The organism is Ewingella sp. S1.OA.A_B6, from assembly GCF_049889095.1.
In the GTDB taxonomy this organism is placed as follows: domain Bacteria; phylum Pseudomonadota; class Gammaproteobacteria; order Enterobacterales; family Enterobacteriaceae; genus Ewingella.
In genome coordinates this window covers 243,277-258,021 of the sequence record NZ_JBLJFK010000003.1, presented here as the reverse complement: position 1 = coordinate 258,021, position 14,745 = coordinate 243,277, and the positions used below count along the sequence as shown (strand labels likewise).

Below are 14,745 nucleotides of genomic sequence, written 5' to 3'. Positions count from 1 at the left end.
GCGATGAGTGATTGCTTCAAAAAGATTTTCCTTACTACGACGCTGTTTTTATCGTCGATTTTGCTGTTTGCTGCCTTGGCACCATTGTCTGCATCGGCAGCAGGCATGAAAAACATTAATGTTTCCAACGGATCCACCCAATCGACCATCACCATTACTTTTGATGGGAAGCCTGACTACGCCTTCTTTCCGCTGCACAACCCTGAAAGGGTGGTGATCGATGTTAAACAAAGCGGTGTAATGAAAGGTCTGCCGCTGAATTTTAATGGTCAGAATCTGGTGAAGCGGGTGCGTTCCAGTAATGCACAAGATGCTCAAAGCCAGCGACTGGTGTTTGAGCTGACGCAAAAAGTGAAAACCAATTCGGTGATTCAGGGAAATAACGTTGTTTTCACGATGAACGCTGCCGCCACAGCATCCGCGAGACGTTCTGTTCCGCTAAATACGGTGACGTCAACACCATCGCCAAATGCGGCTTTAACGGCGAAAAACAGTGAACCAAACCCCTTTGTTGGCAGTCAACTGACGGCAGTGACCCAAGAGCCTAAGTCAGACGTTACACCAACGCCGCGAACTCTCGGCAGTGACAGCAGCAATCAAGTGATTGTGGCAATTGATGCCGGGCATGGTGGGCAAGATCCGGGAGCCATTGGCGCTAATGGCCTGAAAGAAAAAAATGTCACGATTGCCATTGCCCGTAAGCTGCAAGCCAAACTCGAAAGCGATCCGATGTTTAAACCGGTACTGACTCGTGATGGCGACTACTTTATTTCGGTGATGGGACGTTCAGACGTTGCCCGTAAGAAAGGCGCCAACGTGCTTGTCTCTATTCATGCTGATGCTGCACCTAACCGCAGCGCCACCGGAGCATCGGTCTGGGTACTGTCCAACCGCCGTGCCAACAGTGAAATGGGTAACTGGCTGGAGCAGCATGAGAAGCAATCTGAATTGCTTGGTGGTGCGGGTGACATGTTGGCGAATACCGCCGCTGATCCTTACCTAAGCCAGGCGGTGCTGGATTTACAATTTGGCCATTCGCAGCGCGTTGGTTATGACGTGGCGTCGAAAGTGCTGATTCAGCTACGCCGTGTTGGAGCATTGCACAAAGCAAAACCCGAACATGCCAGCCTTGGCGTACTGCGTTCACCGGATATTCCTTCTTTGCTGGTGGAAACCGGCTTCATCAGTAATGGTAATGAGGAGCGGCTGCTTGGTAGCAGCGCGTATCAGGATAAAATTGCTCAGGCTATCTACTCTGGCCTGCGCAGTTATTTCCTGTCGCATCCGTTGCAATCCGGCCCAAAGGTCGAAAACCGTCCGTTGCTGGCCTCAGCAACGGCGGTTGACAGCAGCGCTTCGGTCAACAGTTCCATGAGTCAGCCAGGGCCGGTTGAAGCGACGGCAGCCTCAGGCGGCGCAACGCAGATTCATCAGGTAAAACGCGGTGAAACGCTGATCGGGATTGCCGTTAAATATGGTACGACTGCGGGCGCGCTGAGCGATTTGAACAAGCTGAAGAAAGACGGCGTGTGGGTTGGACAACGGTTGAAAGTGCCGGCGGGTACTAAAGCGGTATCGGTAAACAGTCAGAAAACCGCTGCGACCAAAAAGAAAGCGGCGAAGCACAAAGTCACACGGGGCGATACGCTGTCGGCGATCGCGTCGAAATATGGTGTCAGCATGAATGATATCAAAACGGCCAACCACATGAAGTCTGGTGAGGTGCAACTCGGCCAAAATTTAACCATTCCTCAGTCATAATTTGCTTCGTTGGTACCGGCGAAGTGTAGCGTTTTATCTCTGGAGCCATTATGCCGATTCAGGTTCTGCCCCCGCAATTAGCCAATCAGATAGCGGCGGGTGAAGTTGTGGAAAGACCGGCTTCGGTGGTGAAGGAGTTGGTGGAGAACAGTCTGGACGCCGGCGCAACGCGTATAGATATTGATATCGATCGCGGCGGTGCCAAGCTTATCCGCATCCGTGATAACGGCTGCGGCATTGCTAAAGATGAGCTGGCCCTCGCACTTGCGCGTCATGCCACCAGTAAAATCAGCTGCCTCGATGATCTTGAGGCGATTGTCAGTCTCGGTTTTCGTGGGGAGGCACTGGCCAGCATCAGTTCGGTTTCACGTCTGATGCTGACGTCACGCACCGCAACTCAGCCCGAAGCCTGGCAGGCGTATGCCGAAGGCCGCGATATGGCCGTTACAATTAAACCTGCGGCGCATCCACAGGGTTCTACGGTTGAAGTACTGGATTTGTTCTTCAATACACCCGCCCGGCGCAAATTTATGCGCACTGAGAAAACTGAATTCACTCATATCGACGAAGTGGTCCGGCGCATTGCGCTGGCGCGTTTTGACGTGGCCATTAACCTCACGCACAACGGCAAACTGATACGGCAATATCGTGCAGTGACCGATCCGGCGCAATCTTCGCGACGGCTGGCGGCTATCTGTAGCCCGACTTTTGTACAGCATGCGCTTGAGGTGAAGTGGGAACATGGCGATATGGGGATCCACGGCTGGGTCGCCGATCCGGCCGGATCGCGTAGCCTGACAGACATGCAGTATTGCTATGTCAATAATCGCATGATGAAAGACCGTCTTATCAACCATGCAATCCGCCAGGCCTACCAAGACCAGTTGAAAGACGACCAACTGCCAGCGTATGTCCTTTATCTGGATGTCGATCCGCATCAGGTGGATGTAAATGTACATCCAGCCAAACATGAAGTCCGTTTTCATCAGTCGCGGTTAGTGCATGATTTTATTTATCAGGCCGTGATGACGGTGTTGCAGCAGATCGCTAAACCCGATCTGCTCGCTGGAACTCTTGTCGATGAAGACGGTGTGGAAATTGATGCACCGCGCTGGCAGCCTGAAAACCGCCAAGCCGCAGGCGCCAATCACTTCTCGCAACCGGCTGCGAAGCGGGAAACTGCGCCACGCGCCGCGCGTGAAAATGTCTTTCCTGCGACATCGCGCGTCAGTCAACCACGTGAAGCCGTGTTTAAAGATGACCAGCCGTCTTACAGCCAGCCGCAGGGCGATATGTATCAGCGCTTACTGCAATCGACTACGCAGGTGCTGAAAGTCGAGGAACCTGCTGCGTCGTTGCCGCCAAAAATATCACATAATCAGCTGCCTGAATCTGCGTTGGACTCGCACAGCCAGAGTTTCGGACGTGTACTGACGGTGTACGCGCCGGAATATGCGTTGCTCGAACGGCGGAAACAGCTGGTGTTGTTATCGCTGCCTATCGCGGAGCGCTGGCTGAAGCGAGCGCAATTAACGCCGCCGGAAGAGGGGTTGCGTCCTCAACCTTTACTCATCCCACTTAAACTTCACATAAACAAAGAAGAGAGTGCTGCGTTTGTTCGTCATCAGGCGTTGTTGCAAAAATTTGGCCTCGAGATGACGGTTGATCACCAGCGTGTGACCTTACGCGCAGTACCTTTACCTTTACGGCAACAAAATTTACAAAAGTTGATACCCGACCTGTTAGGCTATCTTGCTGTTCAGCAGGAGGTAACTTCTGATGCGGTAGCCATGTGGTTTGCCCGCCACACTGGCAGCGATCACGAAGTCTGGACCATTTCACAAGCGATACAATTACTCACAGACGTAGAGCGCCTTTGCCCTAAACTGGTTAAATCGCCTCCGTCTGGCCTTCTGCAACCTATTGATTTACAGCCTGCTCTGGCGGCTTTTAAGCGTGACTGACTTGAATACACATCATTTACCTCCAGCGATCTTCATTATGGGGCCGACGGCCTCCGGCAAAACGGCCCTGGCGATCTCATTACTTGACCATCTTCCGGTCGATATTATCAGTGTGGATTCCGCGCTGATTTATCGCGGTATGGATGTCGGCACCGCCAAACCGACTGAAGAGGAATTACGCGAGGCACCCCACCGCTTAATCAACATCCTCGATCCGAGAGAGGCTTACTCAGCGGCTGATTTTCGCGCAGATGCCTTGCGGGAAATGGCTGAGATCACCGCACGGAATAAAATTCCGCTTTTAGTCGGTGGCACGATGATGTATTTCAAAGCGTTATTAGAAGGCCTTTCGCCGTTGCCCCCGGCGGACCCAGCCATTCGGCAGCGCATAGAAACGCAGGCAGCAGAGCACGGATGGGACAGCCTCCATCACCAATTACGTGAGATAGATCCGGTAGCGGCAACGCGAATTCATCCGAATGATCCGCAGAGACTGTCCAGAGCACTGGAAGTTTTTTATATTTCAGGTAAAACTTTAACCGAACTGACTAAGATCTCGGGTGAATCGCTGCCGTATGATGTACATCAGTTTGCGATTGCACCGACTCAGCGCGAGTTGTTACATGAACGTATAGAACAACGTTTTAGTCAGATGTTGTTGCATGGTTTTGAAAATGAAGTTAGAACGCTGATAGCTCGGGGCGACTTGCATACGGACTTGCCTTCCATTCGTTGTGTGGGTTATCGCCAGATGTGGTCATATCTTTCTGGCGAAACCGACTACGATGAAATGGTTTATCGTGGCGTTTGCGCGACACGACAGCTGGCCAAACGTCAGATGACCTGGTTGCGAGGTTGGGAGGGGGTTGAATGGCTGGACAGTGAAAAGCCAGACGAAGCCTTGCGCCGTGTAATTCAGGTTGTTAGTGCATAGGTTGGGTGATTGTGTACAATTGATTAGTACTCAACGCGCAAACTTTTGATGTGATTTATTTTCGAGCCGATAGGCTCTGAGTTACAAACAACAAACTAATAAGGAAAAGATAGAATGGCTAAGGGGCAATCTTTGCAAGATCCGTTCCTGAACGCATTGCGTCGCGAACGTGTTCCGGTTTCTATTTATTTGGTGAATGGTATTAAGCTGCAAGGCCAGATTGAGTCTTTCGATCAGTTTGTCATTCTGTTGAAGAACACGGTGAGCCAGATGGTGTACAAACACGCGATCTCAACCGTTGTGCCTTCCCGCCCGGTTTCTCACCATAGTAATAATCCAAGCAGTGGTGGTACCAGCAACTATCATCAGGGTAGTACGCCTTCTGCGCAACCTGTGCAGGAAAGCGATGACGCTGAATAAAGCGCATTGCGGGTCAACCATGACGGGGCCCATAAGTAGTCCGATTATGCTTATGAGCCCCTGGCTGGCAGTTTTTTCCCAAATGAGAGGTCATCAGCTTGTTTGACCGTTATGAAGCCGGTGAGCAGGCCGTACTGGTTCATATCTATTTCTCGCGAGACAAAGACACAGAAGACCTAAGCGAGTTCGAGTCGTTGGTATCTTCTGCAGGTGTAGAGACGTTCCAAGTCGTCACGGGTAGCCGTAAGGCACCGCACCCTAAGTACTTTGTAGGTGAAGGAAAGGCCCAAGAAATTGCAGATGCCGTTAAAGCAACTGGCGCGTCTGTTATCCTGTTTGATCATGCGTTGACGCCCGGTCAGGAAAGAAACCTGGAAGCGTTGTGCGAATGCCGCGTGGTCGATCGTACCGGTTTAATTTTAGATATATTTGCCCAGCGGGCACGAACTCACGAAGGTAAGTTACAAGTAGAACTGGCGCAATTACGCCACATTGCTACCCGACTGGTTCGCGGCTGGACACACCTTGAGCGTCAGGGTGGCGGTATTGGTGCCAGAGGCCCGGGGGAAACCCAGCTTGAGACTGACCGTCGTTTATTGCGCGATAGGATCACTTTGATCCTCAGTCGGCTTGAAAAAGTCGCCAAACAGCGTGAACAGGGGCGTCGCTCGCGAATGCGTGCTGATATTCCCACTGTTTCATTGGTCGGTTATACCAACGCCGGTAAATCCACGCTGTTTAACCGTATAACTGAGGCCGATGTTTACGTGGCCGATCAACTGTTTGCCACCCTCGACCCAACGCTGCGCCGGATCATGGTTGCCGATGTTGGTGAAACGGTGTTGGCGGATACCGTAGGGTTTATTCGTCACCTGCCCCACGATTTGGTTGCTGCTTTTAAAGCAACATTGCAGGAAACCCGACAGGCAACTCTGTTACTGCACGTCATTGATGCAGCGGATATTCGCGTTGAGGAAAATATCGACGCGGTCAATACGGTGCTGGCAGAAATTGAAGCAGATGACATCCCTGTGCTGTTAGTGATGAATAAAATAGATATGTTGGATGGTTTTATCCCGCGTATCGACCGCAACGAGGATAATTTACCGATCAGAGTCTGGCTTTCAGCCGCGACCGGTGAAGGTATTCCGTTGTTATTCCAGGCGTTGACGGAGCGTCTCTCTGGTGAAATAGCGCAGCATGAATTGCGTTTACCACCAGAAGCTGGCCGCCTTCGTAGCCGTTTTTACCAGCTTCAGGCTATTGAAAAAGAATGGATTGAAGAGGATGGAAATATCGGTCTTATGGTGCGAATGCCCATTGTTGACTGGCACCGCCTCTGCAAACAAGAACAGGAACTGAGTGGCTATGTCCGCAATCAGAACCTGTCTGATTTGGCCTGAAGAACACCAATCATAGAATAATGGAGCTATAACATGGCGTGGAATCAGCCCGGTAATAACGGACAGGACCGCGACCCCTGGGGCAGCAGCAATAATAGCGGCAACTCTGGTGGAAATAATTCTGGTGGTAACGATAAAAAGGGCGGCCGAGAACAAGGCCCGCCGGATCTCGATGATATCTTCCGTAAACTCAGTAAAAAACTGAGTAGTTTCGGGGGTAAAGGCTCGGGCAATGGTGATGGGACCGGTAATACATCGGGCCCGCAAAGTAGCATGAGCGGGCGTATCGTCGGCATCGCTGCGGTTGCGGTTGTTGTCATCTGGGCTGCCACTGGTTTCTATACCATCAAAGAAGCCGAGCGCGGCGTTGTTACCCGTTTTGGTAAATTCAGCCATCTGGTACAACCGGGTCTGAACTGGAAGCCAACGTTTGTGGATCAGGTTCGTGCGGTTAACGTCGAATCCGTCCGCGAACTTGCTGCCTCTGGCGTCATGCTGACCTCTGATGAAAACGTCGTGCGTGTCGAAATGAACGTGCAGTATCGGGTCACCGATCCTGAAGCCTACCTGTACAGCGTTGCTAATGCTGACGACAGCCTGAGTCAGGCCACTGACAGTGCGCTGCGTGGCGTTATCGGTAAGTACACTATGGATAAGATCCTGACCGAAGGACGTACCACGGTCCGTAGTGATACTCAGCGTGTACTGGAAGAAACTATCCGTCCGTACAAAATGGGCATCACCATTCAGGACGTCAACTTCCAGACTGCGCGTCCACCGGAAGAGGTGAAAGCCGCCTTCGACAACGCGATTGCCGCACGTGAAAGAGAGCAACAATCTATCCGTGAAGCTGAAGCGTATGCCAACCAGATTCAGCCACAGGCTAATGGTGAAGCACAGCGTAAGCTCGAAGATGCCAAAGCGTACAAAGCCCGTACCATCCTGGAGGCTCAGGGTGAAGTGGCGCGCTTTGCCAAATTACTGCCTGAATATAAAGCAGCACCGGAAATTACCCGCGAGCGTCTTTATATAGAAACTATGCAGAGTGTTCTTAGCCATTCCCGTAAAATTCTGGTGAATGATAAGAGTAACAATCTGATGATGTTACCGTTGGATCAAATGCTGCGTGGCAATAATGCCAGCACAACCACCAATAACGAAGATCAGGGCGGGCTTTTACCGTCAGTATCGGGTTTAAACGGTAATGTAAAAAGTAGCAGCAGTGCCAATGACAGCGGTTCCCGTTCTTCTGGCAGTGTCATGGACCAACGCCGTGTCAACGCACAGCGTGACGATACACTTCGCGTAGGGAGAGAATAACAATGCGTAAGTCATTTTTACTTATCGTCGTTGTGGTGCTGGTGGCGCTTTATGCTTCACTGTTTGTTGTTCAGGAAGGCGAGCGTGGCATCGTTTTGCGTTTCGGCAAAGTACTGCGTGACGGCGACAACAAGCCATTGGTCTATGCGCCAGGTTTACACTTCAAGGTTCCTTTTGTCGAATCAGTGAAAACTCTGGATGCGCGAATTCAGACCATGGACAATCAGGCTGACCGCTTTGTAACCAGCGAGAAGAAAGATCTGATCGTTGACTCCTATCTAAAATGGCGTATCAGCGATTTCAGCCGTTACTATCTGGCAACCGGTGGTGGTGATGTCTCTCAGGCTGAAGTTCTACTGAAGCGTAAACTGAGTGACCGTTTGCGTTCTGAGATCGGGCGTCTGGATGTGAAAGACATTGTGACTGACTCCCGCGGGCGTATGACGCAGGATGTCCGGGATGCGCTGAACAATGGTTCTACTGAAGAAGTGGAAGCTACAACGGAAGCTGATGATGCGATTGCCTCAGTAGCCAAACGTGTTGAACAGGAAACCAAAGGTAAACAGCCGGCGGTGAATGCCAACAGTATGGCGGCACTGGGTATCGAAGTGGTTGATGTGCGGCTCAAGCAAATCAACCTGCCGGATGAGGTGTCGAGTGCAATCTATGACCGTATGCGCGCTGAACGTAACTCGGTTGCCTTGCGCCACATCTCCCAAGGTAAAGAGGAAGCAGAGAAGCTGCGTGCCACTGCTGACTATGAAAGAACCCGTACCGTGGCTGAAGCGGAACGTACCGCTCGTATAACGCGCGGTGAAGGTGATGCCGAAGCAGCGAAACTGTTTGCTGATGCCTTCAGTCAGGCTCCCGATTTCTACGCTTTCATCCGTAGCCTGCGGGCCTATGAAGAGAGCTTTAAGAGCGGTAACGACGTCTTGGTATTAAGCCCGGATAACGACTTCTTCCGCTTTATGAAATCCCCGGATAAAACCAAACCTTAATGGTTTGTCGATGTTCAAAAGGCCCTTAACTGGGCCTTTTGTTTTATGTGGACCTGATAAGCACACAGAGAGATTCGCCAAATGAACTCGAGTATATGGTTAGCATTGGGGTTGGTTTTGGTTCTGGAGGGTCTGGGGCCGATGCTCTATCCGCAAGGATGGAGAAAAATGATCCAATCCATGACTCAGCTTCCCGACAGTGTTTTGCGCCGCTTTGGTGGAGCACTTGTGGTTGCCGGCTTCGTAATTTACTACATGTTGCGTAATAAGGCCGGTGGGTGACAGTTTGTTACATATTGGCCGTCACTTCTCGCTTTGACGCGTAGCACGTATTCCAAAATATTCACGCAACCGTATGCTAAAAGTACTGGAAACCCAGGATTGAGATGTTAGAATCCTTTTTTAAGCAACCTGGTGATTCTGAGATGGGTAAGAACGTCGTCGTACTAGGCACTCAATGGGGTGACGAAGGGAAGGGCAAGGTCGTCGACTTGCTGACTGAACGGGCTAAATATGTTGTGCGCTATCAGGGCGGTCACAACGCCGGTCATACTCTGGTTATTAACGGTGAAAAAACCGTTCTTCATTTAATTCCTTCTGGCATTTTGCGTGAAAACGTCACCAGTATCATCGGCAACGGTGTTGTACTGGCGCCTGACGCCTTAATGAAAGAAATGGGCCAACTTGAAGCTCGTGGCATCCCTGTACGCGAACGTCTGTTACTGTCTGAAGCTTGCCCGCTTATTCTGCCTTACCATGTTGCACTGGACATGGCGCGTGAGAAAGCGCGTGGCGATAAAGCCATCGGCACCACCGGTCGTGGCATTGGCCCTGCTTATGAAGATAAAGTTGCCCGTCGTGGTCTGCGCGTTGGTGACCTCTTCAACAAAGAAACTTTCGCTATCAAGCTGAAAGAAATCGTTGATTATCATAACTTTCAGCTGGTCAACTACTACAAAGTCGATGCTGTTGATTACCAGAAAACGCTGGATGATGTCATGGCGATTGCCGACATCCTGACTGCGATGGTGGTTGACGTGTCCGAACTGCTGGACGGTGCGCGTAAGCGTGGCGATCTGATCATGTTCGAAGGCGCGCAGGGCACTTTGCTGGACATCGACCACGGTACCTATCCGTATGTCACCTCCTCCAATACCACTGCGGGCGGCGTTGCTACGGGTTCCGGTATTGGTCCACGTTACGTCGATTATGTTCTGGGTATTGTTAAAGCGTACTCCACACGCGTGGGCGCGGGTCCGTTCCCGACTGAACTGTTCGACGAAACCGGCGAGTTCCTGCGTAAGCAAGGTAACGAGTTTGGTGCGACCACCGGACGTAGTCGCCGTTGCGGCTGGCTGGACATTGTTGCAGTGCGACGTGCTGTGCAAATCAACTCGTTGTCTGGCTTTTGTTTGACCAAACTTGACGTGCTTGACGGCCTGAAAGAAGTGAAACTGTGTATCGGTTACCGCATGCCTGATGGCCGCGAAATGACTACTACGCCGTTGGCAGCAGAAGGCTGGGAAGGTATCGAGCCAATCTACGAACTCATGCCAGGCTGGAGCGAAACCACCTTTGGCGTGAAAGAAGTTGAGAAATTGCCACAAGCCGCAATTAACTACATCAAACGCATTGAAGAATTGACTGAAGTTCCAATTGATATCATTTCTACCGGCCCGGATCGTAGCGAAACCATGATCCTGCGTGACCCGTTTGACGCATAAAAGACTCGTTTGTTGGCTGTAATAGAATCCTAACCGGGCCTCGTGCCCGGTTTGTTTTTTTCTACCCGCCTGCGCTTGTTTACTTTCCATAAAGCATCCACTATCTAAATGATTAGCCGCAAACTTCGTGGCTGGTTTATCATCTAATAGCAAACTTAAACTATCTTCTTCACCCTGTTGTCATAGTTGACGTAGAAAGACCGGGTAAACTACGACCCAGAGGTATGTGTGCAGTTAACGAGTTTTACTGATTATGGTTTGAGGGCACTGATTTATATGGCGTCGTTGCCAAACGATCAGATGACCAACATTTCGCAGGTCACCGATGTTTATGGTGTATCGAGAAATCATATGGTGAAAATCATCAATCAGCTGAGCCGGGCTGGACTGGTCACTGCTGTAAGGGGTAAGAATGGTGGCATTAAGCTGGGTAAACCTGCTGAAACTATCCGTATTGGCGATGTGGTGCGTGAACTTGAACCTTTGACGCTGGTGAATTGCGCAGGGGATTTCTGCCATATCACGCCCGCTTGCCGACTTAAGCAGATATTACACACTGCTGTTGAACATTTTCTTGATGAGCTGAATCAGTACACTCTGGCCGACATGGTCAGGGACAATTCAACGCTCTACAAATTATTGCTTGTTGAATGAAAGAGTTTCAACAAACTGCTGATGACAACGGAGGAACCGCTATGTCACAAGATCCATTCCTGGAACGAGAAGCAGAAAAATACGAATCACCTATTCCGAGTCGTGAGTTCATTCTTGAGCATCTCGCCAAGCGCGAAGCGCCGGCCAGCCGTGAAGAGCTGAGCACTGAACTGAATTTATCTGGTGAAGAAGCGCTGGAAGCCCTGCGCCGCCGCCTGCGGGCGATGGAACGAGATGGCCAATTAGTCTTCACCCGCCGCCAGTGCTACGCGTTACCAGAGCGTCTAGACCTATTGAAAGGCACGGTGATTGGTCACCGTGATGGCTACGGCTTCCTGCGTCTTGAAGGCGTGAAAAAAGATGACGTTTATCTGTCCGCTGAACAGATGAAGATGTGCATCCACGGCGACGTGGTTCTCGCACAGCCTATTGGCACTGACCGCAAAGGTCGTCGCGAAGCCCGTATCGTTCGCGTCGTGGTGCCTAAAGTTAGCCAGATTGTTGGCCGCTACTTTACTGATGCCGGCGCGGGTTTTGTGGTACCGGACGACAGTCGTCTTAGTTTCGACATCCTGATCCCAGCCGAAGCCATTAATGGTGCGCGCATGGGCTATATGGTGGTTGTTGAGCTGACTCAGCGTCCGACGCGCCGTACCAAAGCGGTCGGGACAATTGTTGAAGTGCTCGGTGACAAAATGGGCACCAGCATGGCGGTGGATATTGCGCTGCGTACCCATGAAATCCCTCACGTCTGGCCACCTCAGGTGCTTAAACAGGTCGAAGGCCTGAGTGAGCAGGTACCGGAAGAGGCCAAAAAAGGCCGCGTTGATTTACGCGCCTTGCCGCTGGTCACTATTGATGGTGAAGATGCCCGTGACTTTGATGACGCCGTATTCTGTGAGAAAAAACGCGGTGGCGGCTGGCGCTTATGGGTTGCCATTGCCGATGTCAGTTACTACGTCCGTCATGGTACCGCGCTCGATGACGAAGCGCGCAGCCGTGCTACATCCGTTTATTTCCCGTCGCAGGTCGTTCCGATGCTGCCGGAAGTACTGTCCAACGGACTTTGCTCGCTTAACCCGCAGGTTGATCGCCTGTGTATGGTCTGCGAAATGACCATTTCAGCGCAGGGCAAACTAACCGGTTCGAAATTCTACGAAGCGGTGATGAGCTCTCACGCCCGCCTGACGTACAACAAAGTCTGGCGCATTATTGATGGTGACGAAGAGCTGCGCGAACATTACAGCCCGCTGGTTCCACACCTGCAAGAGCTGCACCACTTGTACAAAGCGTTGGATCAGGCACGCGCAGAACGTGGCGGTATTGCCTTCGAAACAGAAGAAGCCAAATTTATCTTTAACGCAGAACGCCGTATCGAGCGTGTCGAACCGACCGTGCGTAACGACGCTCACAAATTGATTGAAGAATGCATGATTCTGGCGAACATCGCGGCTGCACGTTTTGTTGAAAAACATAACGAGCCTGCGCTGTTCCGCGTTCATGACCGTCCGAGCGACGACCACATTTCGGCGCTGAAAAGCGTGCTGGGTGAATTGGGTCTGGTGATGGGCGGTGGTCTGAAGCCTGAACCTAAAGACTACGCCCAAATCATGGATGAGCTGGCTGGCCGTCCTGACCGGGAAATGCTGCAAACCATGCTGCTGCGTTCGATGAAGCAGGCGATTTATGATCCGGAAAATCGCGGACACTTCGGTCTGGCTTTGCAGTCATACGGTCACTTTACTTCACCAATTCGTCGTTATCCTGACCTCGCACTGCACCGCGCCATCAAGTATCTGTTGGCAAAAGAGCACGGCACGCTGAAAGATCGCTGGACGCCAACCGGCGGCTGGCATAGTGAATACAATGACATGCTGCAATTGGGCGAGCATTGTTCGATGGCCGAGCGCCGTGCGGATGAAGCGACCCGCAACGTGGCTGACTGGCTGAAGTGCGACTTCATGCAGGATCACGTCGGCGAAGTGTTCAATGGGATCATCGCCAGCGTCACGGGCTTCGGTTTCTTTGTACGCCTTAATGATTTGTTCATCGATGGTCTGGTCCACGTCTCCACGCTGGATAACGACTACTACCGTTATGACAATATCGGCCAGCGCCTGATCGGTGAGTCTTCCGGGATGGTCTATCGCCTCGGCGATACCGTCGAAATCCGCGTTGAAGCCGTGCACATGGACGAGCGTAAAATCGATTTTGCTCTGGTTTCCAGCAGCCGCAAACCACGTGGTGAAGGTAAAACGGCCCGCGATCGTGCTAAGAAACCGGGCGAGCGTACTATGCGGCCGAACAGTCCTGCCAACGCCGGACGCCGTCGTACGGCGAAGAAAGGCGCGAATTTCGAGCCGGACAGTGCATTCCGTAAAGACGATGTAAAAGCAGCCAAATCGGCAAAACCGAAGAAAGAGAAAGCGGCGAGCGCAGTAGGCAAAGACGGCAAACCGAAGAAAGCCAAAAAGCCTTCTGACCAGACGCAGAAAATCGCGGACGCCACCAAAGCCAAGCGCGCGAAGAAAAAGCAGTCTGACAGTTAACCCTTTCAGTCGATTGTTTGTATACCAAAATAATTCGAGTTGCAGGGAGACAACTAAGTGCATCCAACGCATCTGCAACTCGAAGTATGAAGGGCAACGCAGTCGATGATAGAATCGCCCGTAACCTTAGTTAAATTGCGGGCAGCATGCTGTCCGCAATTCTATTTTAAAGAGCCTCATGAGCGAAATTATCTACGGTATTCATTCCGTTAAAGCCTTACTCGACACCGATCCGCAGCGCTTTCTTGAAGTTTTTATTCTGAAAGGACGTGATGATAAACGTCTGAAACCGTTGATCGATGAGCTGGAAGCCAGCGGCATTGTGATTCAGGTGGCGAACCGCCAGTTGCTGGACGAGAAGTCAGAAGGCGCGGTACATCAGGGCATTATTGCCCGCGTCCGCGAAGGGCGTCAGTATCAGGAAAACGATCTGCCTGCGCTGCTGGAAAGTCTGGACAGCCCGTTCCTGCTGGTGCTGGACGGCGTTACTGATCCACATAATCTCGGTGCCTGCCTGCGTACTGCCGATGCCGCCGGTGTGCACGCGGTGATTGTTCCGCGCGACCGTTCTGCGAAGCTGAATGCCACTGCCAAAAAAGTCGCCAGCGGTGCGGCTGAAAATGTACCAGTGATTAACGTGACCAATCTGGCTCGCACTCTGCGCGTGTTGCAGGAGCACAATGTCTGGATTGTCGGCACGGCAGGTGAAGCTGACCATACTCTGTACCAAAGCAAAATGACCGGTCCTATGGCGCTGGTTATGGGCGCAGAAGGTGAAGGTATGCGCCGTCTGACCCGCGAACATTGTGACGAGTTGATCAGCATCCCGATGTCCGGTTCTGTCTCTTCGCTGAACGTCTCAGTGGCGACCGGCGTCTGCCTGTTCGAAGCCGTGCGTCAGCGTGCAGTGAAAGCCTGACCCAGGCTGCACGGGTCAGATACCAGAATGGGAACCTTAGGGTTCCCATTTTACATTTCACCCTTTGTGATCCATCCGCCTGTTAATCCCTCAATT

At 51.7% G+C, this 14,745-nt stretch carries 12 protein-coding genes; all 12 read left to right on the top strand.

The genetic code is table 11. The features are described 5' to 3' along the window. Positions 1-3 precede the first annotated feature (3 nt). Positions 4-1,761: an N-acetylmuramoyl-L-alanine amidase AmiB gene (amiB, locus tag ACMV8I_RS10945; protein ID WP_498865246.1), complete on the top strand. Its 1,758-nt coding sequence runs from the start codon at positions 4-6 to the stop codon at positions 1,759-1,761. A gap of 50 nt (positions 1,762-1,811) precedes the next feature. Next, positions 1,812-3,725, top strand: coding sequence for a DNA mismatch repair endonuclease MutL (gene mutL, locus ACMV8I_RS10940; RefSeq protein ID WP_498865245.1), 1,914 nt, complete (start codon positions 1,812-1,814; stop codon positions 3,723-3,725). Positions 3,726-3,762: 37 nt separating this feature from the next. Next, the gene (gene miaA / locus ACMV8I_RS10935; RefSeq protein ID WP_498865292.1) at positions 3,763-4,659 is read left to right on the top strand and encodes a tRNA (adenosine(37)-N6)-dimethylallyltransferase MiaA; all 897 of its coding nucleotides are present in this window, start codon (positions 3,763-3,765) and stop codon (positions 4,657-4,659) included. A gap of 114 nt (positions 4,660-4,773) precedes the next feature. Next, positions 4,774-5,079, top strand: coding sequence for an RNA chaperone Hfq (gene hfq / locus ACMV8I_RS10930; RefSeq protein WP_498865244.1), 306 nt, complete (start codon positions 4,774-4,776; stop codon positions 5,077-5,079). A 98-nt stretch (positions 5,080-5,177) separates the two neighbouring features. After that, positions 5,178-6,482, top strand: coding sequence for a ribosome rescue GTPase HflX (hflX, locus tag ACMV8I_RS10925; RefSeq protein WP_498865243.1), 1,305 nt, complete (start codon positions 5,178-5,180; stop codon positions 6,480-6,482). A 33-nt stretch (positions 6,483-6,515) separates the two neighbouring features. Further along, positions 6,516-7,802, top strand: a complete 1,287-nt coding sequence (gene hflK / locus ACMV8I_RS10920; protein WP_498865242.1) for an FtsH protease activity modulator HflK — start codon at positions 6,516-6,518, stop codon at positions 7,800-7,802. Between the two features lie 2 nt (positions 7,803-7,804). Continuing rightward, positions 7,805-8,803 (top strand): protease modulator HflC, encoded by a 999-nt coding sequence (gene hflC / locus ACMV8I_RS10915; protein ID WP_497230727.1) that lies wholly within the window; start codon positions 7,805-7,807, stop codon positions 8,801-8,803. Between the two features lie 81 nt (positions 8,804-8,884). Beyond that, a complete protein-coding gene (locus ACMV8I_RS10910) occupies positions 8,885-9,085 on the top strand; it encodes a DUF2065 domain-containing protein (protein WP_498865241.1) in 201 nt (66 codons plus the stop codon). Positions 9,086-9,228: 143 nt separating this feature from the next. Beyond that, the gene (locus tag ACMV8I_RS10905) at positions 9,229-10,527 is read left to right on the top strand and encodes an adenylosuccinate synthase (protein ID WP_498865291.1); all 1,299 of its coding nucleotides are present in this window, start codon (positions 9,229-9,231) and stop codon (positions 10,525-10,527) included. Positions 10,528-10,755: 228 nt separating this feature from the next. Beyond that, positions 10,756-11,181: a nitric oxide-sensing transcriptional repressor NsrR gene (gene nsrR / locus ACMV8I_RS10900; RefSeq protein WP_498865240.1), complete on the top strand. Its 426-nt coding sequence runs from the start codon at positions 10,756-10,758 to the stop codon at positions 11,179-11,181. 41 nt (positions 11,182-11,222) lie between these two features. Further along, on the top strand, positions 11,223-13,730 hold the full coding sequence (gene rnr / locus ACMV8I_RS10895) for a ribonuclease R (protein WP_498865239.1): 2,508 nt from the start codon (positions 11,223-11,225) through the stop codon (positions 13,728-13,730). 178 nt (positions 13,731-13,908) lie between these two features. Beyond that, positions 13,909-14,649 (top strand): 23S rRNA (guanosine(2251)-2'-O)-methyltransferase RlmB, encoded by a 741-nt coding sequence (gene rlmB / locus ACMV8I_RS10890; RefSeq protein WP_498865238.1) that lies wholly within the window; start codon positions 13,909-13,911, stop codon positions 14,647-14,649. Positions 14,650-14,745 lie beyond the last annotated feature (96 nt).

Bases quoted from the DNA above. Each gene is read 5' to 3' on its own strand.
- amiB (WP_498865246.1), top strand. From the start codon at position 4: ATGAGTGATTGCTTCAAAAAGATTTTCCTTACTACGACGCTGTTTTTA.
- mutL (WP_498865245.1), top strand. From the start codon at position 1,812: ATGCCGATTCAGGTTCTGCCCCCGCAATTAGCCAATCAGATAGCGGCG.
- miaA (WP_498865292.1), top strand. From the start codon at position 3,763: ATGGGGCCGACGGCCTCCGGCAAAACGGCCCTGGCGATCTCATTACTT.
- hfq (WP_498865244.1), top strand. From the start codon at position 4,774: ATGGCTAAGGGGCAATCTTTGCAAGATCCGTTCCTGAACGCATTGCGT.
- hflK (WP_498865242.1), top strand. From the start codon at position 6,516: ATGGCGTGGAATCAGCCCGGTAATAACGGACAGGACCGCGACCCCTGG.
- hflC (WP_497230727.1), top strand. From the start codon at position 7,805: ATGCGTAAGTCATTTTTACTTATCGTCGTTGTGGTGCTGGTGGCGCTT.
- ACMV8I_RS10910 (WP_498865241.1), top strand. From the start codon at position 8,885: ATGAACTCGAGTATATGGTTAGCATTGGGGTTGGTTTTGGTTCTGGAG.
- ACMV8I_RS10905 (WP_498865291.1), top strand. From the start codon at position 9,229: ATGGGTAAGAACGTCGTCGTACTAGGCACTCAATGGGGTGACGAAGGG.
- rnr (WP_498865239.1), top strand. From the start codon at position 11,223: ATGTCACAAGATCCATTCCTGGAACGAGAAGCAGAAAAATACGAATCA.
- rlmB (WP_498865238.1), top strand. From the start codon at position 13,909: ATGAGCGAAATTATCTACGGTATTCATTCCGTTAAAGCCTTACTCGAC.